Raw genomic sequence first — 20698 nt, forward strand, 5'->3', positions numbered from 1 at the left:
CAGGACCAGTACCGCACTTCACCAAGTCCGCATAGCCTGAGTCGTTCCCGGATTCGACCGGGGCATCGCGAGGGGAGACGTGATCATGGGGGAACTGGACGGCAGGACCGCGCTGGTGACGGGCGGCTCACGTGGAATCGGGCGCGCGGTCGCCCTGCGGCTCGCCGCCGAGGGGGCGCTGGTCGTGGTCCACTACGGCGGCAACGACGCGGCCGCCGAGGAGACCGTGGCGCGGATCGCCGAAGCCGGCGGCCGGGCGTTCGCGGTGCAGGCCCGGTTCGGCGAGAGCGGTGCGGTGGACCGGTTGTTCGAAGGGCTCACCGCCGGGCTGGCGGACCGCGGCGCGGACGGCCTGGACATCCTGGTCAACAACGCGGGCATCCACTCGGTCAGTTCGATCGGGCAGCTCACCGAGGAGGAGTTCGAGCGGCTGCTGACGGTCAACGTGAGCACGCCGATCTTCGTGGTCCAGCGGGCGCTGCCGCTGCTGCGGGACGGCGGACGGATCGTCAACATGGGCTCGGCGGCCACTCGGATCGCCGAACCCGGCCAGATCGGCTACACCGTCACCAAGGCGGCGCTGGCGGCCCTCGGGCCGTCGCTCGCCAACGAGCTGGGTCGGCGTGGCATCACCGTGAACACGGTCGAACCCGGGGTGGTGCTGACCGACATGATCGCCCCCTACGCCGCGGTTCCCGAGGCGGTGGCCGGACTTGAGTCGATCACTGCGCTCGGACGGATCGGCGAGCCGGAGGACGTCGCGGACGTGGTGGGCTTCCTGGCCGGCCCGCAGGGGCGTTGGGTGACCGGTCAGACCATCGACGTCTCCGGAGGCACCTACCTCGGACCGCTCGCAGCCAAGTGATCCGTATGAGTTCGGTGCGGCGGTCGGGAGGTGTGGGCGCCGTCGGGGAGCTGGTGACAGTTGAATAGCCGAACTCGCCGGTATCAAGCCCCGGGATGGTCGCGGTGGGCCCTCGCCGGCGCGGGTGTGCGCGGCCGTCTGTTGCCGTCGGTCGGGCCCGCCGGGTCAGGCCGGGGTGTCCGCCGCTTCGTGAAGTCGGGTCAGCAGGGCCATCAGCTGCGCCTGCTCGTCCGGGGTGAGCGGTGCCAGCAGTTCGGCGTTGGCGGCTTCGGCCAGGGCTGCGCAGCGGGTGAGGACGGCTGTGCCCGCCGGGGTGACGGTGACGGCGTTCTTGCGGCGGTCGGAGGGGTGGGGGGCGCGGAGGACGAGGTCCTCCTGCTGGAGGTGGTTGAGGATGCCGACCATGTCCTTGGGGTCGACGGCCAGTCGGCGGCCCAGGTCGGCCTGGGTGACGGGCCCGTACTCGGCCGCCGCGGCCAGTACCGCGTGGTGCATGAGCTTCAGCCCCTCCGCGGCGATCGCGTCGGCGACCATGCCCCGGCCGCGCGCCGCGACACGGCCGACGAGCCAGGTCGGCAGGGACTGGATGTGCTGGAGGTCCGAGGTCATGGCCACAGCCTATCCGGAAGTCATTGGACTTCCCAACGACCTCCGCCTTATCGTTGGGACATCCAATGAAACCGGATCGGGGAGGTCCTGTGCTGCGCATTCGTCATGAGGTCAACGGTGGACCGGAGGTGCTGTTCGCCGAGGAGGTCGACCGGCCCGAGGCGGGGGCCGGGGAGGTGCTCGTCCGGGTCGAGGCGGTCGGGGTGACCCTGCCGACCGTGCGCATGGTGCGGGAGGGGAGCGGGCCGGTCCCGTTCGGGGGCGAGGTCGCCGGGGAGGTGGTCGCCGCGGGTGCGGGAGTCACCTCCGTCGGCGTCGGAGACCGCGTCACCGGGCTGTGCTTCGCCGACGCCTACGCCGAGTTCGCGGTCCTGAACGCCGCCATGGCGTCCCCGATCCCGGACGGCGCCACCGCCGTGGAGGCGGTTGCGCTGGTCCGCAGCGGGCTGGTGGCGCGCGGCGCCTACGAGGCCGCGCGCACGGAGCCCGGCGAGTCGGTCCTGGTCACGGCGGCGGCCAGCGCCGTGGGCACGCTCGCCCTCCAGTACGCCAGGGCCGGCGGGGCGGCACGCGTCGTCGCCGCCGTCAGCAGCGCCGACAAGGCCGACTTCGTCCGAGGGCTGGGTGCCGACGAGGTGGTGCTGTACGAGGACGCCGACTGGGGTGCCCCGTACGACGTGATCCTCGACGGCGTCGGGGGCGACCTCCTCGGCCCGGCCGTACGGGCCCTGGCGACGGGCGGCCGACTGGTGGCCTTCAGCTCCGGCGGCGGCACGGTGGAGGCGTACGAACTCCTGGTCCGCGGCGCCTCGATGATCGGCTTCCAGATGCGGGCCGTCGCCGTCGGCAAGCCCGAGCTCTACGCCCGCTGGCTGCGCGAGCTCTGGCAGCTGCGCGCCGCGGGCGCCCTGCGCACCGCCGTCCACGAGGAGATCCCGCTGCGCGAAGCCGCGCGCGCCCACACCCTCATCGAGCAGCGCCGCAACCTCGGCAAGGTCGTCCTGATCCCCTGAAGCGCCTCCCCGTCGCGCGGAGGCCTCCGGGAAGGCCCGAGGGCGTTCATTGCGGGGGTGATGCAGCGGCAATGCGGCGGTGCTGCGGCGGATTGCGGGTTTGCGGAGTCTCGGGGCAGGGGGTTGTGAGTGCCCGGCGGCGGGGCTTAATTTCTGAAACTAAGTCACCGGGCGCCCGGTCCGGGACGGACGGCGGGTCGTGGGCCCGCCGTGGATCCGAGGACGGAGGTGGCCGACGGTCATGAATCCCCGCAGCGAACGGTCGCCAGGTGTGGTCACCGCAGGGCAGCGGGCCGAGCTGATGCGGCTGGGCAACGCCTCGGCCGTGCTGCGCGCCGTGCTCGGGCACGGGCCGGTCTCCCGTGCGGAGATCGCCCGGCTCACCGGGCTGTCGGCGCCCAGCGTCACCAAGCTGGCCGGCCCGCTGATCGAGGCCGGACTGCTGGGCGAGTGCGGCCCGGTCGGCTCCGTGCAGGGCCGACCGCGCGTCCCGCTGCGGATCGATCCGGACCGCACCGCCGCGGTGGGCCTGCACATCGGGTTGCTGCGCACCACCTTCGGCCTGGTCGCGCTGGACGGCACCGTGCTGGCCGAGCGCGAGCTCGCCCATGCGGGACTGGCCGACCTCTCGCCGGAGCGGATCGCCGCGCAGGCCGCCGCAGGTGTGCGGGCGCTGCTCGACGAGAAGCTGCGGGGCCGCCGGCTGGCCGGTACCGGGGTGTCGCTCGGCGGGTGGGTGGACGGCGGGCGCGGCCTGGTGGTCGAGCACGGGCCGCTCGGCTGGCGCGGCGTCGACCTGGCCGGACTCCTCGGGGGCCTGCTGCCCGGACCGTTGGTGGTCGAGCAGACCGTCCGGGCGATCGCCGGTGCGGAGCTCTGGTTCGGGGCCGGCCGCGAGGTGGACGACTTCGTGCTGGTGTTCGTCGGCAATGTGCTCGGCGCCGCGCTGGTGATCGGGCGCACCGTGCACCAGGGGCCGGGGGCCGCGGCCGGGAGCATCGAGCATCTGCCCGCCGCCGCCGACGCCTCCGCAGCTGACGGCGCGGCGGTGCGCTGTCCGCAGTGCGGCAGCGGCTGCCTGGGCGTGACGGCCACCGACACCGCCGTGGTCGCCCAGGCCCGGGCGGCCGGGGTGCTGCCGGACGACCCAGCCCGCCCGTACGACCCAGCCCGCGCCGCCGCCGGATCGCTCGAACTGGAGCACCTGATCGCCGCCGCCCGCCCGGCCGGCACCGGGAGCGGCGACGCCCGGGCGCAGGACCTGCTGCGCCTGCGGGCCCGGCGGGTGGGTCGGGCCGTGGCCGCCGTGGTGGATCTGGTCAACCCGAGCCGGGTGGTGCTCGCCGGAGGCATCCTGGCCGCCGAGGAGTACCTGGACGACGTGCGGGCCGAGGCGGCCCGGCACTGTCACCGCGGCGAGGCGGTCGTGGCCGACATCGTGCCCGCGGCCTCCGCGCCCCGCACCCTGGTCCGCTCCTCGGCGGTACCGGTCCTGGCGCGGGTCATCACCGATCCGTTCACCGCCCTCGGGCTGCGCTGAAGCCTCTCCTCGCCCGGCTTGCGCCCGAGTGGCACTGAGAGGCGCCCGCGTCGCGCCCGGCTCGCGCCCGATCCACGTCCAACGCACGCCCACCTCGCGCCGCGTCGCGCCTTCTCACCCGTCACCGACCCAAGGAGGGTCCTCATGCGTGCTCTGCGCACGCTCGTCCTGGCCGCCGTCGTCCTGAGCGGCCTCACCGCACTGCCCGCCGCCCATGCGGCTGCCACCGTCCGGTACGTCGACTGCTCGGCCGCCGGTAGCGGCGACGGCACCGCCGCCAGCCCCTACACCTCCCTCGCGCCGGTGAACGCGCTGACCCTGGCGCCCGGCGACCAGGTGCTGTTCCGGCGCGGCACCACCTGCACCGGCGAACTCGCCCCGAAGGGCGGCGGATCGACCGGCTCGCCGGTGGTGGTCGGCGCCTACGGGGCGGGCACCGCCCGGCCGGTGATCGACGCGGCGGGCGCCGCCAACGCGGTGCTGCTCCGGAACATCTCGCAGATCACCGTCCAGGACCTGGAGTTGACCGCACCCGGCGACAACACCCAGCGCCGGCGCGGGGTCTACGTCTACGCCTCGGACGCCGGCACCGTCTCCGGCATCACGCTCCAGCGGCTGTCCGTCCACGACGTCCGCGGCCTGATGCCGTCGACCGTCTCGCCGTACTACCACGGCAACGGCAAGTACGCGGACGCGACCGGGGCGATCGTGGTCGAGGCCGCCGGGACCGCCGTGCCGACCGCCTTCGCGGGGATGCGGATCCTCGACAACGAGATCCGCTCGGTGGACCGCCAGGGCATCTACACCTGGTCCAACTGGTGCCGCCGGCCCGAGCTGGCGACCTTCTGGAACAGCCTCTGCACCGCGAACTGGCAGCCCTCCACCGGTCTGGTGATCCGCGGCAACCGCCTCGACGACGTCGGCGGCGACGGGATCGTGGTCAAGGGCAGCACCGGCGCCCTGGTCGAGCGCAACCGGCTCACCGGCTTCAACGTCCGCTCCGGCAGCCCCAACGCCGGTATGTGGACGGCGAACAGCGACGACACCGTCTTCCAGTTCAACGACACCTCCGGCGGGCGGACCACCTCCGACGGCATGGCGTACGACGTCGACCACTCCACCCGCGGCACGGTCTTCCAGTACAACCTGTCGCACGACAACGAGGGCGGGTTCTTCCTGCTCTGCCCCTACGACCGGCCGACCGCGGACTTCACCATCCGCTACAACATCTCGGTCAACGACCGGGCCCGTGGATTCCAGGTCTGCCCGGGGCCTCTGACGAACGGTCAGATCTACAACAACACCATCGAGGTCGGCGCCGGCATCTCCACCGCGCTGGTCACCGAGAGCACCAGCGCCACCCTGGACGTGAGCTTCCGCAACAACGTGGTCCGCAAGGAGGGCGCCGGCACCGTCTCCTGGGCGCTCACCGACCCGGCGTTCACGGTCGACCACAACGCCTTCCGCAACGTCGCCGCCTATGCGGGGGCGACCGGCACCGTCACCGCCGCACCCGGCCTCGCCGCCCCGCAGGTCCGCGACCCCAGGGGCATCCAACTACTGGCCGGCTACCCGCTGCTGGCCGCGGGCGCGCCGATCGCGGACAACGGCGGCCGGGACTACTTCGGCAACCCCGTCCCGGCCGGTACCGCGCCCAACATCGGTGCGTACCAGGGGCCGGGCGTCGGCACCCCGGTCTCGATCAGCCGCTTCGACACCGACGCGCCGAGCGCGGCCCCGGCCGGGTGGACCACCAGCCCCGCCGGGACGGCCGTGGTCGCCGACCCGGCCGGGGACTTCGGCCGGGCGCTCGCCCTCACCCAGGGTGCGGCCGACACCTCGGCGGTGACCTCCTTCACGGCCTCGGGGGACCTGCGGATCTCCGCCCGGGTGTGGGCGGGCCAGCCGGTCGGCACACCGTTCGGCCTGCACCTGCTGGACGCGGCGGGTGCGCCGGTCGCCCAGTTCTCGCTCGCGGCGAGCGGCCGGACCGCCTGGACGCAGGCCGGCGTCTGGCAGGAGACCGGTCCCGCGTACACGGCGCGGCAGTGGCACCTGCTGGAGCTGGTCCTCCACCCCGCGGCCGGAGCGTACGACGTCCGCTGGGACGGCGCCGAGGTGGTGACGGGCGCCGCCACCGGCCCGTCCGCCGGACCGGCCGCCCAGGTACGGGCCCGGGTGCCCGGGGCGGCCGCGCCGACGGGCGGCTTCACCGTCGACGAGGTGATCGTCGGGCCGGCCTCCTGACCGCCCAAAGCCGCCCGGACGCCAGGGGCCGCCTGAACGGTCAGGGCCGGCTGGACTGCACCGGGCCGGTCTGCGGGGGAGGACCCTCCGCGGACCGGCCCGGTGCCGCCGTGCTCGTGCTCGTGCCCGTGCCCCGGCGGTGGGGCGTCGGGTCTCAGGACCCGGTCTGCCGGAGGACGGCGAGGACCTCGTCGCCGATCGCGGCCTCGTTGCGCTCCAGGTCCGGGCCGGTGAGCTGCTCGGGCTGGGTGGGCAGGCCGGTGAGGACGGGGGTGTGCAGGTGGCCGCCGGGCAGCCGCGGGGCGAGTTCCAGCCGCAGGCGGTTGGAGCGGTAGGCGACCTCGTTGGAGAGGTAGCCGCCGCCACCGCCCTCGACGGCCCGGGAGCCGGGGGTCGGGCCGTCCTCGCGGTCGATCGGCCCGGTGCCCCCGGCGGGGATCTCGGTGACGCTGGTGTTCAGCAGCACGGGGTACGGCTGCTGGACGGTCGTCATGGGCCCGGTGGGCAGGCTGGTGGCGATGAACTCCGCCCCAGGGCCGAGGCCCGGGGCGGTCACCGGGTGGTCCCGGGTGCCGCCGGAGAGCGCACCGGTGTTGTCGGGGTACGGGTCGGCGGATCGGGCGCGCCCGGCCCAGGCCTCCAGGGTGAACAGCCCGGGGTAGCCCTGGCTGATCGTGGTGATCAGATCGGCGGACCGGGGGCCGGGGGTCAGCCGCGGGGCGAAGGCGCGCTCGACGATCCCGCGGTCGAAGTCGGCGTAGCGGACCGGGAGCAGGACGGCCCTGACCTCGGCGCGGGTGCCGTCGGCCAGGGTGATCCGCAGGCCGTTCAGTCGCAGGACGGCGGATCCGGAGGGATTGGCCCGGCGCAGTTCGCCATCGAGGCCGAAGGGGTCGAAGCCGCTCACGAAGACCCGGCGCAGGCCCGGCTCCCCGCTGAACTCGTTGTCCTGCAGCCCGCGGGAGGCGTCCTCGAACCGCTCCCGCAGGGCCCTGGCGTCGACCGCGAAGTCGGGCCGCCACTGGGCGAGCCGGACGGTCATCGCCAGCCGGGTCCAGTAGAGCGGGCGGTCGTCCCGTGCGGGCAGGTCGCCGCCGGGGCGCCGGTCCTGCGCGCGGTTGACCGCCGCCCGCCAGAGCGCCTGGCCCCAGGCGTCCACGAGCCGCCCGGCCTCGGCGGCGTCCCGGGCGGTGCACAGGGCGGCGGGGAAGCGGCGGACGAAGTCGCCGAGGCCGGCCCGCTCGGTGAAGGCGGCCGCTCTCGGATCCCCGAGGCGGGACTGCTCGGGGTCCACCGGGGGAGCGCCGACGGTACGGCAGGCCGGTTGGGCCTGGGCGGTGGCGGTGCCCGGCAGCAGGGGGACGGCGAGTGCGCCGGTGAGGGTCGCGGCCAGGAGGGCATGGCGAGCGGAGATCATGGCATGGACATTACCGAGCGAGCTGACGGTCCGCCAGATCGCCTAGTGCCGCGTCAGGCAACTTTTGCCCGTCAAGGAGCGGCGTCCGGTGCGTGCTATCGGCGTGCCGGCCGGAAGCCCTCGTACTGGACGTACTTGGGCTTTCGGCCGGTGCGGCGAGAGTGCGTGCCGGGCGTCGCGACGGGGCGAAGGTTGCCTGACGCGGCACTAGGGGCCACCGGACGGGGTGGGTCACGGCGCGCCGACGGACGGCGCGGTCGGGCCGCTGAGGCCGCCCGGGCCGACCACGGCGTCGGCAACCCGGGCCGCAGGGAGCGTCGGCCGGCGCGCAGGCGCCCCGGCGCGGCCGCGGGAGGTGCGGGTGAGCAGCAGGTAGAGGCCGGCCGCGATCAGGCCGGACAGCAGGAAGCTGAGGTCGACACCGCCGGTCAGCGGGAGGAGCGGGCCCCGGTAGGTGGGCGTGTCCACCGCGCAGAGCCCGAGCGCGCTGCCGCCCACCCAGGCCGCCGTCGCCGCCGGGTTCCAGCCGGAGCGGTACCAGTAGACGCCCCCGCGGGTGCGCTGGTTGAGGACCTGGAGGGAGCCCTGGTCGTAGTCGCCGCGGCAGCGGTGGTGCCCGATGAGGGTGATCACCGCCCAGGGGGTGCCGATCGCGGTGAGGACCAGCACGAAGGAGGTGACGGCGTCCTGCGCGTTCCACACGAAGTGGCCGAGGAAGACCAGGACGGTGGCCAGCGCCGCCACCGCGGCGGTGGCCTGCAGCCGGGTGGCCCGCGGCAGGATGGCGTCCAGGTCCAGGCCCATGCTGTAGAGCATCAGGCCGGTGTTGCCCGCGCTGCCCAGCAGCCCGTTGACCAGCAGGGGGAGCAGGAACCAGGCGGGGGAGCCGGCGATCAGCGACTGCACGTAGTCGCCGCCCGCGCCGGTGGCCACGGCGGTGAAGGTGCCGAAGACCTGGGGGATCAGCAGTCCCAGGAAGAGGCCCGCGCAGGTGGCCAGGAGCACCCGCCGCTGCGAGTGCCGGGCCGGCGAGACGTACCGGGTGTAGTCGCCGAGCAGGGTGATGAAGGCGATCGGTCCGCTCAGCCCGGCGGCGACCACCGCCAGCAGCCAGGTCGGCCAGAAGCCGCCCAGCAGGTACGCGCCGTGGGCGGACGCGTCGAAGTGCGGGGCGAAGGCGAGGAGCCCGGCCAGCAGCAGCGCGCCCATGGCCCACATCAGCACCCGCTCCAGCTTCAGCAGCAGCCGGTAGCCGAAGACGGCGGCGGTGGCGCTGAGGGCGGCGAGCACGGTGTACGTCGCCACGTACGCGGCGCCGCTCGCGGGCAGGCCCAGCATCCGGTTGAGCGCGCCGACCACCACGTCGCCGCCGACCCACAGGGCCAGCGCGGTGTACCCGAGCGAGAGCAGCAGGCCGACCACCGAGCCGATCAGCCGCCCCCGGACGCCGAAGAACGCGCCGGAGCTGGTGGAGAGGTTGGTCGCGGTGCGCAGCGACACCAGGGCGAGCGGCGCGGTCAGCGCGATGCCGGCCACGGTGCCGACGAGGAGTGAGCCGAGACTGGCCCAGAAGGAGAGCCCGAACGAGACCGGCAGCCAGCCGAAGACGGCGACGCCGAAGGAGAGGTTCGATCCGACGAGGATGCTGACCACGTCGCGGGGGGAGCTGGTGCGTGCGGAGGCGGGGATGGTGTCCACCCCGTACTGCTCGACGAGCCCGGCGTGGGCCGTCCGGTGCTCCGTGCCGGGGACGGGCGTCCCCGGCTGGGTGTTCTGCGGCATGGAGGCGCCTTCTGGTGCTGGTTCGTACCCGGCGTCGGTCCCGTCGGGCAACCTGTCCATCCTTGGCCGGGGCGACCGCCCCGAACAAGGACGATCGGCACAAAGCGCCCTGCCTGCCGGCCGGGGCCGGATGTCGGTTGCCACAGGGAACCCGGCGGCTGGGTTCCATTCCTTGGCCGGATCAGATGATCGGCAGATGGATCGAAGGGGCATCGGTCAGATCGACCGATGAATCGATTGGGGGTTGGCTTCGCAGCGTGAACACGCTCACGGATGGCGGAGCATCCGCGGCGGCGGCCCGGCCCTCCGGTAGGGATGGCTCGTCCATTTCCCGCCCGAGTTCCCACCCGAAGGGTCCGACATGTTCGCCACCGCGAAGAGCACGAAGAGCACGAAGAACACGAAGAACACGAAGAGCACGAAGAAGCTGACGAAGCCCGTCGGCCGCACGCTCTGTTCGCTGGTCCTGGCGGCGGTGCCGCTGCTGCTGCTCTCGACGGCGCAGCCGGCCGCCGCCGAGGGGCCGCGGACCCCGGAGGAGGCCGCGGTCTGCAGGGGCGTGCTCAACGCCCTGGTCGGCGGGTCGCTGTTCGGCGGGCAGAGCGGGGCGGTCTGTGCGGTCCGACCGGACGGTGGTGACGCGAGCGGGAGGTGAACGCGCACGGGACGGCGTCGCGGTCCGCCCGGGACGCCGAGCCCGCTGCCGAGCCCGCTGTCGGGCCGGCGCCCGGGACACCGAGCCGACGGCCGGGGTCGTGGTCCGGGGCGTGATCGGGTCAGGAGAGCGGCCCTGTGCCCCGGGCGTCCGGGACAGCGGGCGGCGGACCTTTGAGGTCCTGCCCGGTCCAGGGATTGCCAGACAAGCCCTGGCCGGGCGACCTCGACACCGTCGCCGACCCTTGGGGGTCATGCCATGTCCGCACAGTCCCTTCTGTTGTCCGTCCGCGACACCCGCCGCGCCCTCTGCCTCCCCGACCTGCTCCGGCGGCAGGTGGCCCGGCAGCCCGAGGCCACGGCGGTGGTCGGCGGGGGCGCACGCCTCGGCTACCGGGAGCTCGGGGAGGCCGCCGAGGAGTTGGGCGCCCACCTGCGCCGGCTGGGTGTGGAGGCCGACGACTGCATAGGCCTGTACGTCGAACCGTCCCTGGAACTGATGGTGGGAGCCTGGGGGATCCTCTACGCGGGGGCCGCCTACCTGCCGCTGTCGCCGGAGTACCCCGAGGCGCGGATCCGCTTCATGATCGAGGACAGCGGGACCGGGGTGATCGTCACCCAGGAGCACCTCCGCGAGCGCCTCGCCGGCCTGGCCCCGCCGGGGACCAGGATCCTCACTCCGGGCGACGCCTCCGGTGCCCCCGCCGCCGCGCACCCGATCCCGCATCCGGCCCGGCACGACACCGCGGACCCCGTCCCGCACCCGATCCCGCACCAGAGCCACAGCCCGAGCCCGAGCCAGGACCTGAAGCGGGACCCGAGCCAGGACCCGAGCCAGGGCCCGGACGCGAGCGGCCCGCGGCCGGATTCGCTGGCGTACGTCATCTACACCTCCGGCTCGACCGGCCGCCCCAAGGGCGTGATGATCGAGCACCGCAGCATCGTGTCCCAGCTGCGCTGGCTGGTCGCCGCCGGTCACCTCGGCGCCGACGCCACCGTGCTGCAGAAGACGCCGATGAGCTTCGACGCGGCGCAGTGGGAGATCCTGGCGCCCGCCGGCGGCGCACGGGTCGTGATGGGCGCACCGGGCGTCTACCGGGATCCGGAGGCCCTGGTCGACACCGTCCGGGAACACGGGGTGACCACCCTTCAGTGCGTGCCCACCCTCCTCCAGGCGCTGCTGGACACCGAGCGGCTGGGTACCTGCAGCACCCTGCGGCGGGTCTACTCCGGCGGCGAGGCGCTGTCGCGCCGGCTCGCGGCGGCCCTCGCCGCGGAGCTGCCGCAGGCCTCGCTGGTCAACCTCTACGGCCCGACCGAGTGCACGATCAACGCGACCGCTCACCTCGTCGACCCGGCCGCGACCGGCGGGGACGCCGGGTCGGTGCCGATCGGGCTGCCGGTCGACGACACCCGGTGCTTCGTCCTCGACGCCGAGCTGGCCCCGGTGGGGCCCGGCGAGACCGGCGAGCTCTACATCGGCGGCGCCCAGCTCGCGCGCGGCTACCTGAACCGGCCCGACCTGACGGCGGAGCGCTTCGTCGCCTCGCCGTACCTGCCGGGCGAGCGCCTGTACCGCACGGGGGACCTCGCGCACTGGAACCCGGACGGCACCCTGCAGTGCTCCGGCCGGGCGGACAACCAGGTCAAACTGCGCGGCTACCGCGTCGAGCTGGACGAGATCGCGCTGGCCATCGAGGAGCACCTGTGGGTGCGGCGGGCCGCGGCCGTCGTCACCGACGACGAGCGGACCGGCTTCCAGCAGCTGGTGGCGTGCGTCGAGCTGAACCCCAAGGAGGCGGCCCTGATGGACCAGGGCAACCACGGCGGGCACCACCAGTCCAAGGCCAGCAGGCTTCAGGTGCGGACCCAGCTGTCCGACCCGGGAGTTCGGACCGGGGCGGAGACGGCGGGCCGGCCGGTGCTGGCGCTGCCCGGTCGCGAGGAGACCGGGTACCAGCGGCGGGAGGTGTTCGCCCGCAAGACGTACCGCTTCTTCGAGGGCGGGCCGGTCACCCGGGCCGACCTGCTGGACCTGCTCGCCCCGCGCACGGCCGCCGGCCCGCGGCAGCCGCAGCCGCAGCCGTCACGGCAGGCGTCGCCGCAGCCGACCCTCGCCGAACTGGGCGGGATCCTGCGCTGGTTCGGCCAGTTCCACAGCGCGGAGCGGCTGCTGCCGAAGTACTCCTACGCCTCGCCCGGCGCGCTGTACGCGACCCAGCTCTACCTGGAGATCGGAGAGCCGGAGTCCGGACAGCAGCAGACCGGAGAGCGGGAGGCCGGGGGACCGGCCGCCGGCGTCCACTACTACCACCCGGTGGACCACACCCTGGTGCGGATCGGCGACGGCGCCGGGGCCCCCGGCCTGACCGTCCACTTCCTCGGCCGCCGGCGGGCGATCGAACCGGTCTACCGGGACAACATCCGGGAGGTGCTGGAGTTCGAGACCGGCCACATGGTGGGCGTGTTCGAGGAGGTGCTGCCCGGGTACGGGCTGAACATCCGGCCGCTCGGCCTCCTGCCCTCCGTCAAGGACCGCCTGGACGTCGCCGAGGAGGACTTCTACCTGGGCAGCTTCGAGATCCACCCCGACGACGGGCTCCCGCGGCGGGACGACACCGAGATCTACCTCCAGGTCCACCCCGGGCGCGTCGAGGGCCTCGCCGCCGGCCAGTACCGGTACGCGGACGGCGCGCTGACCCGGATCTCGGACGAGCTGGTGCAGTCGAGGCACGTGATCGCGATCAACCAGCAGGTCTACGAGCGGGCGGGGTTCGGCATCACCGCGATCAGCCGGGCCCGGGAGCCGTGGCTGGAGTACATCGGCCTGGGCACCCGGCTGCACCACCTGCAGCGCAACGGACTCGGCCTGGGCTTCATGTCCTCCGGCTACAGCTCGAAGAGCGGGCACCCGCTGCCGGCCGCCCGGCGGATCGACGGGATCCTGGCGGCCTGCGGGATCGAGAGCGGCCCGTCGTACTTCTTCCTCGGCGGGAGGGTGAGCGAGGAGCAGATCCGCAGCGAGGGCATGCGGGAGGACGCCGTCCACATGAGGGGCCCGGCCGAGATCATCAAGGAGGAGCTGGCCGGCCTGCTGCCCGACTACATGATCCCCAACCGGGTCCTCGTCCTGGACGGGCTGCCGCTGACCGCCAACGGCAAGGTCGACGCCAAGGCGCTGGCGGCCGGTGAGCAGGTCCGGGGGGCGCAGCCGGGCGGGTCGTTCGTCGCGCCGTCGACGCCGACCGAGCGCCGTCTCGCCGAGATCTGGGGTGGTGCGCTGAAGTACGAGAGCGTGTCCCTGGAGGACGAGTTCTTCAGCGCCGGCGGGAACTCGCTGGTCGCGGTGGCGCTGGTGAACCGGGTCAACCGGGAGTTCGGCACCGGCCTTCCGCTGCAGGTCCTGTTCGGGAGCCCGAGGCTGGCCGACCTGGCCGCCCGGATCGACGCCGAGGCCGACGCCGGCTCCGGCGCGGACTCCGCCGCCCCCTCCTCACGGCTGGTGCCACTGCACGGCGCCGGAGCCGGATCCGAGTCCGGGGCCGGGCGCCCGGTGTTCTGCTGGCCCGGGCTCGGCGGTTACCCGATGAACCTGCGGCTGCTCGCGGGCACCACGGGCCGGCCGTTCTACGGCATCCAGGCCCACGGCATCAACGCGGGCGAGACGCCCTACCCGACGATCCGGGAGATGGCCGCCGCCGACGTCGCCGAGATCCGCCGGCTCCGGCCCGAGGGGCCCTACAGCCTGTGGGGCTACTCCTTCGGCGCCCGGGTGGCGTTCGAGGCGGCCTGGCAGCTGGAGCGGGCCGGCCGGCAGGTGACGGAGGTGCTGCTGATCTGCCCCGGCAACCCCGAGGTCCGCCGGGCGGACGGCGAGCTCTACGGACGCGAGGCCTCGTACGCCAACCCCGGCTATCTGACGATCCTGTTCTCGGTCTTCGCGACCTCGATCAGCGGCCCCGACCTGGAGCGGTGCCTGGCCGAGACGCACGACGAGGACGGCTTCGTCGCCTTCGTCCACGGGCTGCTCCCGGACCTGGACGAGGGCACGATCCGCCGGATCACCCGGATCGTCGCGGAGACCTACGAGTTCGAGTACACCTTCCGCGAGCTCGCCGAGCGGCGGCTGGACGCCCCGGTGACGGTCTTCAAGGCCGCCGGGGACGACTACTCCTTCATCGAGGGCCGCTCCGGCTACTCCGCCGCACCCGCGACCGTCCGGCTGGAGGGCGACCACTACGGCGTGCTCAGGGAGCCAGGTGTCGCCGAACTGGCCGCCGCCATCCGCACCCGCCTCGGGGGGTGACGGCGGCACACCTCCCCCGACCCCCGCCTTCCGCCCCCGCCCCCTCCGGGACCGCCGACCGCCCCAGTCCGGGCGGTCGGCGGTCCGGCAGTGGATCATGGGCGACTATGCTGCCACCCCGTCACGTCCTCGTACGGGGGCGCTTCGGAACGAGGACGGGAATCGGATCATGATGGGACCGGCGCATGCGCTGTCGGGCGCGACGGCATGGCTGGCGGCGGGGGCCGTCGCGGCGGGGCTGGGGGAGCCGATGCCCTGGCCGGTGGTGCTGGCGGGGGCGCTGATCTGCGCGGGCGCCGCGCTGGCGCCGGATCTGGACCACAAGGCGGCGACGATATCCCGGGCCTTCGGGCCGGTGTCGCGCACGCTGTGCGAGGTGATCGACAAGCTCTCCTACGCGGTCTACAAGTCGACCCGGAAGAAGGGTGATCCGCGTCGCTCGGGCGGGCACCGGACGCTGACCCACACCTGGCTCTGGGCGGTGCTGTGCGGGGCCGGCGCGGCCGCGGTGGCGGTGTACGGCGGCCGCTGGGGCGTCCTGGGAGTGCTGTTCGTCCACATGGTGCTGGCCATCGAGGGGCTGCTGTGGCGTCATGCCCGGGTCTCCAGCGACGTGCTGGTCTGGCTGCTCGGGGCGACCAGCGCCTGGGTGCTCGCCGGCGTCCTCGACAAGCCGGGCAACGGCTCGCAGTGGCTGTTCGACCAGCCGGGTCAGGAGTACCTGTGGATCGGCCTGCCGATCGCGCTCGGCGCGCTGGTGCACTGCCTGGGCGACGCGCTGACCGTCTCGGGCTGCCCGGTGCTGTGGCCGATCCCGATCGGGCGCAAGCGCTGGTACCCCATCGGCCCGCCGAAGGGCATGCGGTTCCGGGCGGGGAGCTGGGTCGAGCTCAAGGTGCTGATGCCGGTGTTCATGGGCGCGGGCGGGGTCTGCGCCCTGGGCGCGCTGGGGTTCTTCGGCTGAGCCGTCCCCGTCGGGATTGCGCACACACGCCCTCGCGGCACCCCGCCTGGGGCACCCCGCTTACGGCACCTTGATTTGCCAACCCTTTACACTCCTGTAGAGCAGGCGGCCACGCCCCCGGCGGTGCCGCCTGCCGAACCGACCACCCTCAGTGCAGCAAAGGAGTCGCGGTCCCCGCGATGGACGAACCTCCCAGTTCTCACCGTGCCGTTTCCCCCCTGACGAGTTCGACCGCCGGGGCGGAGGTGGCACGGTGACCGAAGTGCTCCTGCTGCTGCTCGCCCTGGTGCTCACCGCCGCCTGCGCGGTGTTCGTCGCGGCCGAGTTCTCCCTGACCACCGTCGAGCGCGGCGCGCTGGAACGCGCCGTGGCGGACGGCGAGCGCGGCGCCGCGATCGCGCTCAAGGCGGTCAACCGCCTCACCTTCCAGCTGTCCGGCGCCCAGTTGGGCATCACCATCACCAGCCTGGTGATCGGCATGGTCGCCCAGCCCGCGGTGGCCGCACTGCTGCACGGCCCGCTGCGGGCGGTCGGCCTGCCGAGCGGTGCGGCGGACACCGCCGGGCTGGTGCTCGGGGTCGTGCTGTCGACGGTCGTGCTGATGGTCGCCGGCGAACTGGTCCCCAAGAACTGGGCCATCTCGCGCCCGCTCGCCGTGGCCAAGGTCGTGGCCGGCCCGCAGTACTACTTCTCGGCCGCGTTCTCGCCGTTCATCGGCCACCTCAACAACACCGCGAACCGCGTCGTGCGGCGCCTGGGCCTGGAGCCCGCCGAGCACCTCGCCTCCGCCCGCACCCCGCAGGAGCTCATCGCGCTCGCCCGGCACTCCGCCCGGGCCGGCGCCATAGCGCCCGACACCGCCGAGCTCTTCGTCCGCTCGCTCAACCTGCGCGAGCTGACGGCGGAGAACGTGATGACCCCCCGGGTCGACGTCCAGGCCCTGGAGGAGCACGCCACCGCCGCCGACGTCGCCAACCTCACCCGCGTCACCGGCCTGTCGCGCTTCCCCGTCTACCGGAACAACCTCGACCAGGTGGTCGGCGCCGTCCACATCAAGGACGCGCTCGCCGTCCCCGCCGACCGGCGCCACCTGCACCCGGTCGCGAACCTGATGACCGAGCCGCTGCTGGTCCCCGAGACGCTCACCGTCGACCGGCTGCTGGACCAACTGCGCGGCGAACAGACGATGGCCGTGGTGATCGACGAGTACGGCGGCACCGCCGGCATCGCCACCCTGGAGGACATCGTCGAGGAGGTCGTCGGCGAGGTCGTCGACGAGCACGACCCCACCGAGCTGCCCGACCTCATCGACCTCGGCCGCGGCCTGGACGGGCGCCACCGCTGGGACGCCGACGGCATCACCCGCACCGACCAGCTCGAAACCATCGGCATGCCGCAGACCGAGGGCCCGTACGAGACCCTGGCCGGGCTGATCGCCGACCGCCTCGGCCGCATCCCCGTGCCCGGGGACACCGTCCGCGTCGACGGGTGGACCCTCGACATCACGGCCGTCGCCCACCACGTCGCCGAACGCGTCCGCCTGACCGCCCCGGCACCCGGCCCCGAGGACGCGGACGGCACCGACGACCGCCGGGAGGAGACCCGATGACCGCGGTCCAGCTCATCATCGGCCTGCTCACCCTGGTGACCAACGCCTTCTTCGTCGGCGGCGAGTTCGCGCTCATCTCGGTGCGCCGCAGCCAGATCGAACCGCGCGCGGAGGCCGGCGACCGCCGCGCCCGCACGGTGATCTGGGGCCTGGAGCACGTCTCCGCCATGCTGGCCACCGCCCAGCTCGGCATCACCGTCTCCTCCCTGGTGCTCGGCGCGGTCGCCGAACCGGCCATCGCCCACCTGCTGGAGCCGCCGTTCCACAGCCTCGGCGTCCCGGACGGCCTCATCCACCCGATCGCCTTCGTGATCGCGCTGAGCGTCGCGACCTACCTCCACATGCTGCTGGGCGAGATGATCCCCAAGAACATCGCCCTCGCCGCGCCCGAGAAGGCCGCCTACCTGCTGGTGCCGCCGCTGGTGGCCGCGACCCGGGCGCTGCGCCCGATCGCGTTCTCCATCAACGCCTTCGCCAACCGCATCCTGCGCCTGCTCAGGGTCGAGCCCAAGGACGAGGTCGCCTCGGTGTTCAGCGAGGAGGAACTGGCCCGGATGGTCAGGGACTCCTCCGACGCCGAGCTGCTGAGCGAGCGTGACACCGAACTGCTCCAGGACGCCCTCGAACTCGGCTCCCGGCCGGTCTCCGAGGTCGTCACACCGCGCGAGGAGATCGTCTTCGTCGACGCCGGCACCACCCCGGTCGAACTGGAGCAGCTCGCCGCCCGGACCGGCTTCTCGCGCTTCCCCGTCCTGACCGCGGACCGCATGGTGGCCGGCTACCTGCACATCAAGGACGCCCTCGAACAGGACGGCGCCCGCGAGCGGCCCTTCCCCGCCCGCGCGCTGCGCCCGATCGCCCGCGTGCCCGAGGACACCCCGCTGGACGACGTGCTCACCGCGATGCGCCGCTCCGGCACCCACCTGGCCGCCGCGGTCACCGCCGACGGCACCGCCACCGGCCTGGTCACCATGGAGGACGTCCTCAAGGAGCTGGTCGGCCCCGCCCGCCCGTAGGGCGTGCTCGCAAAGTCGCGCCGGAACGACCGACAGCCCGCCCCGGAAGGTACCGGGGCGGGCTGTCGTGTCGGTCGTGCAGGGTTCGGACGAGCCCTAGTGGGCGGCCGCGGTGGCCTGGGAGGGTGCCGGGGCGGTGGCGGTCCTGGGGTGCAGCGCACGCTCGGCCAGCTCGCCGAAGACGAGGCCGAAGGAGGTCCACAGCACCAGCTGGATGGTCAGGGCCGCGAGGCGGAACTGCCACAGCAGGGTGGCGGGGAACTCCTCGGGGACCTCGTTGACGGCGGGCAGCAGGGCGTAGGCGAGGCCGACGGCGAGGACGAACCCCGCCCCGGCCGCGGCGGCGGCGTACCAGGTGCCCAGCCGCGGGGCCAGGCGCTTGCCGATGATGACGGCCGCCACCGCGAGGAGCACGGCGAGCAGCAGGATCAGGAAGTACAGGACGGTGCGCTTCCCGATGGTGTCCGGGTCGCCGACGGACGGCGGGTTGGCCGGGTACTTGAGGAACGGCACCAGGTAGAGGGTCACCAGCCCGGCGAGCGACAGCATGACGGCGGTCGCGCGGGCGCCGAAGCGCCCGATGCGGCCGAGCGCGAAGCAGAAGGCGAGCGAGGCGATGCCGCCCATGGCGATGGCGAACACCAGGATGCCGGTGGCCAGGCCGGCGGTGGACTGCAGGGTGCGGCTGACCAGCTCCGGCTCCATGTCCATGCCGTGGTGGGCGGAGTGCGCCTCCTCGAAGGCGATGGCGGCGTCCACCCGGGACTCGCCGAGGAAGTAGGCGGTGACGAGCGCGAGCAGGCCGGCCGCGAGGCCGGCCAGCATGCCGCGCACCAGCAGGGATCTGACGGTGGTGGAGTTCACGGGGGGTGCTTCCTCGTCTCAGTGGCAGGGGAAGCCGAGGAGGTGGCGCCCGTCGTGGACCCACTCGTGGACGTTCTCGCCGGAGAGCAGGGAGGTGGCCCCCTGCTCGGCACCGACGAAGTAGAGCAGCACCAGCATCAGGATGCCGACGAACGCCGCCCAGGGGAGAACGGCCCGCACGGGGATGGGGGCCGGGGCCTCACCTGCGGCGGGGGAGAGCGGGGTGGCGATGGACGAAGCCATGGCTGAACCTCCTTGGGGAAACTCGCGTCCCAGTCGATGGAGCACAGACGACGGCTCGGGGTCTGACTCACCGTCCGGTTCCGTCCACCCTGGTCGGGGGAGCGGGGCCGGGTCGGCATACAGTGGCGCGACCGTACCGGAGTCTCACCGGCTTCCTCGCACCGTCGTCACAACGCCCGAGACCGTACCGCCTGGCAGGCGCCGGGCCAAGGGCGTGCGCGCGGTGTGAAGTGCGCGGGGCCGTCCGCCCGCGCTCGGGCGGCGGCGGGGGCCGTGCCCCGCTGGTTCGGGTAGTGGACGAAGGGGTTCCGGGATGACCGTGCGGGTGACGTTGATCTCACCGGCGATGAGCACCGCGCTGCGTGCGGCACGGTTCGACGACGAATCGGGCCTGGACGCCGGCGGGCTCGACGCCGCGCGGTCGGCGGCGGGCGGACTGTCGGCGCCGGGGCTCGTCCTGGTGTCGCCGTCGGCGCGCTGCCGGCAGACCGCCGGGGCGCTCGGCCTCACCGCCGCGGCCGAGGCGCCGGCCGGCTGGGCGATGGGCTCGTGGCGGGGCAGGACGCTCGACGAGGTGGCCGCCGAGCAGCCCGGGGCGGTGGCCGCGTGGCTGTCCGACCCGGCCGCGGCCCCGCACGGCGGGGAGTCGCTGGTGCAGCTGTGCGCCCGGGTCGGCGAATGGCTCGACGCCCTGGCCGACGGGGGCCCCCGGGTGCTGGCGGTGGTGGAGCCGGAGGTCGTCCGGGCCGCCGCCCTGCACGCGCTCGGCGGTCCGGTGGAGGCGTTCTGGCGGCTCGACGTCCCGCCGCTGACCGGCACCGGCCTCAGCGGCCGGACCGGCCGGTGGAACCTCCGGCTCGGCGCCGACCTGGCCTGAACCGGGCCGGGGCCGGGCTCAGATCGGATTCCGGAGCCGGGCCGGGACGGCGTCGGGGCGGGTTCAGGCGGTGTTGCGGGCCGTGCTGCCCTTCTCGGCCAGGTTCCAGGTGATGACCCGTTGGGGATGCACCCGGATGGTCTCGTGGGAGAAGAAGCCCGGCGCCACGGGCGGCACGTCGAGGGTGAGCAGTTCCACCCGGCCGCGGACCTCCACCCCGCGGCCCCAGCCGGGCGCCGGCGCGTCCGGGTCGTCGGCCGGCGTCATGTCGTCGACCAGGAGCGACACCTGGGGCCGGCGGGCCGCGTTGCGGTACTTCTGGCTGGCGGGCAGGTTCGGGCCGCCGATGTCGATGGTGCCGTCCTCGTTCAGCCGGAACCCCACCGGCCGGACCTGCGGTGCCCCGTCCGGGCCGGTGGTGGCCAGTCGGCCGAGCTGCTGGGCGGTGAGGTAGGCGCGTTCCTCGGGGGTGAAGACCATGGCGGGCTGCTCCGTTTTCGGCTGGGAATCCCCATCGGGGGTGCCGTCCGACCGTAGGAGGTGAAGCGGACTTGAAGTCAACTCCCCCTGGTCACCGGGGTTCCGCCCGGGGCGCGGGCGTCACTCGTGCGGGGGAAAGAACGATGGTTGCTCTTTGAACAGCTTTGCCCGGTGGCCAGAATGGTCCCCCACCGGACGGCCGCGGCCGACCG

General features: G+C 73.8%; 16 protein-coding genes and 1 riboswitch. Of the genes, 10 read left to right on the forward strand and 6 right to left on the reverse strand.

The features are described 5' to 3' along the window. Positions 1–85 precede the first annotated feature (85 nt). Positions 86–865, forward strand: a complete 780-nt coding sequence (locus ACFVVX_RS32500) for an SDR family oxidoreductase (RefSeq protein ID WP_387950910.1) — start codon at positions 86–88, stop codon at positions 863–865. Positions 866–1030: 165 nt separating this feature from the next. On the opposite strand, the gene ACFVVX_RS32505 is transcribed toward ACFVVX_RS32500, so the two are convergent. Then, a complete protein-coding gene (locus ACFVVX_RS32505; RefSeq protein ID WP_387950912.1) occupies positions 1031–1474 on the reverse strand; it encodes a MarR family winged helix-turn-helix transcriptional regulator in 444 nt (147 codons plus the stop codon). Positions 1475–1563: 89 nt separating this feature from the next. On the opposite strand from ACFVVX_RS32505, the gene ACFVVX_RS32510 reads away from it, so the two are divergent. The 3 genes from ACFVVX_RS32510 (at position 1564) to ACFVVX_RS32520 (ending at position 6274) form a co-directional block, all read left to right on the forward strand. After that, positions 1564–2487 (forward strand): zinc-binding alcohol dehydrogenase family protein, encoded by a 924-nt coding sequence (locus tag ACFVVX_RS32510; RefSeq protein WP_387950914.1) that lies wholly within the window; start codon positions 1564–1566, stop codon positions 2485–2487. A gap of 241 nt (positions 2488–2728) precedes the next feature. Further along, positions 2729–4027 carry an ROK family transcriptional regulator gene (locus ACFVVX_RS32515; RefSeq protein WP_387950916.1) on the forward strand — a complete coding sequence of 433 codons (1299 nt, stop codon included), beginning with the start codon at positions 2729–2731 and terminating at the stop codon, positions 4025–4027. A gap of 144 nt (positions 4028–4171) precedes the next feature. Further along, on the forward strand, positions 4172–6274 hold the full coding sequence (locus tag ACFVVX_RS32520; RefSeq protein WP_387950918.1) for a right-handed parallel beta-helix repeat-containing protein: 2103 nt from the start codon (positions 4172–4174) through the stop codon (positions 6272–6274). 154 nt (positions 6275–6428) lie between these two features. On the opposite strand, the gene ACFVVX_RS32525 is transcribed toward ACFVVX_RS32520, so the two are convergent. Beyond that, on the reverse strand, positions 6429–7691 hold the full coding sequence (locus tag ACFVVX_RS32525) for a pyroglutamyl peptidase (protein ID WP_387950920.1): 1263 nt from the start codon (positions 7689–7691) through the stop codon (positions 6429–6431). A 231-nt stretch (positions 7692–7922) separates the two neighbouring features. Next, entirely contained in the window at positions 7923–9473 is a 1551-nt protein-coding gene (locus ACFVVX_RS32530; RefSeq protein ID WP_387950921.1) for a purine-cytosine permease family protein, read from the reverse strand. Between the two features lie 361 nt (positions 9474–9834). On the opposite strand from ACFVVX_RS32530, the gene ACFVVX_RS32535 reads away from it, so the two are divergent. The 5 genes from ACFVVX_RS32535 (at position 9835) to ACFVVX_RS32555 (ending at position 18022) form a co-directional block, all read left to right on the forward strand. Then, positions 9835–10128 (forward strand): hypothetical protein, encoded by a 294-nt coding sequence (locus tag ACFVVX_RS32535; protein WP_387950923.1) that lies wholly within the window; start codon positions 9835–9837, stop codon positions 10126–10128. 258 nt (positions 10129–10386) lie between these two features. Further along, positions 10387–14433, forward strand: a complete 4047-nt coding sequence (locus tag ACFVVX_RS32540; protein ID WP_387950924.1) for an amino acid adenylation domain-containing protein — start codon at positions 10387–10389, stop codon at positions 14431–14433. 169 nt (positions 14434–14602) lie between these two features. Next, positions 14603–15397, forward strand: a complete 795-nt coding sequence (locus ACFVVX_RS32545) for a metal-dependent hydrolase (RefSeq protein ID WP_387950926.1) — start codon at positions 14603–14605, stop codon at positions 15395–15397. A gap of 253 nt (positions 15398–15650) precedes the next feature. Next, complete coding sequence (locus ACFVVX_RS32550; RefSeq protein ID WP_387950928.1) at positions 15651–17006, forward strand: hemolysin family protein; 1356 nt, start codon at positions 15651–15653, stop codon at positions 17004–17006. Further along, the gene (locus ACFVVX_RS32555) at positions 17003–18022 is read left to right on the forward strand and encodes a hemolysin family protein (RefSeq protein WP_387950930.1); all 1020 of its coding nucleotides are present in this window, start codon (positions 17003–17005) and stop codon (positions 18020–18022) included. The genes ACFVVX_RS32550 and ACFVVX_RS32555 overlap by 4 nt, the downstream gene beginning before the upstream one ends. Before the next feature lie 96 nt (positions 18023–18118). Here ACFVVX_RS32555 and ACFVVX_RS32560 read toward each other — a convergent pair whose 3' ends face one another. Together ACFVVX_RS32560 and ACFVVX_RS32565 are read right to left on the reverse strand one after the other, a co-directional pair. Further along, positions 18119–18886, reverse strand: a complete 768-nt coding sequence (locus ACFVVX_RS32560) for a CbtA family protein (RefSeq protein WP_387950931.1) — start codon at positions 18884–18886, stop codon at positions 18119–18121. Positions 18887–18904: 18 nt separating this feature from the next. Further along, on the reverse strand, positions 18905–19129 hold the full coding sequence (locus ACFVVX_RS32565; protein WP_387950932.1) for a CbtB-domain containing protein: 225 nt from the start codon (positions 19127–19129) through the stop codon (positions 18905–18907). A 39-nt stretch (positions 19130–19168) separates the two neighbouring features. Next, a riboswitch (cobalamin riboswitch) is annotated at positions 19169–19325 on the reverse strand. A gap of 117 nt (positions 19326–19442) precedes the next feature. Between ACFVVX_RS32565 and ACFVVX_RS32570 the strand changes: the two genes are divergently transcribed. After that, on the forward strand, positions 19443–20006 hold the full coding sequence (locus tag ACFVVX_RS32570; protein WP_387950934.1) for a histidine phosphatase family protein: 564 nt from the start codon (positions 19443–19445) through the stop codon (positions 20004–20006). A gap of 63 nt (positions 20007–20069) precedes the next feature. On the opposite strand, the gene ACFVVX_RS32575 is transcribed toward ACFVVX_RS32570, so the two are convergent. Continuing rightward, positions 20070–20486, reverse strand: coding sequence for a PPOX class F420-dependent oxidoreductase (locus ACFVVX_RS32575; RefSeq protein ID WP_387950936.1), 417 nt, complete (start codon positions 20484–20486; stop codon positions 20070–20072). Between the last annotated feature and the right edge of the window lie 212 nt (positions 20487–20698).

This window comes from Kitasatospora sp. NPDC058170, from assembly GCF_042883905.1.
Lineage (GTDB): Bacteria > Actinomycetota > Actinomycetes > Streptomycetales > Streptomycetaceae > Kitasatospora.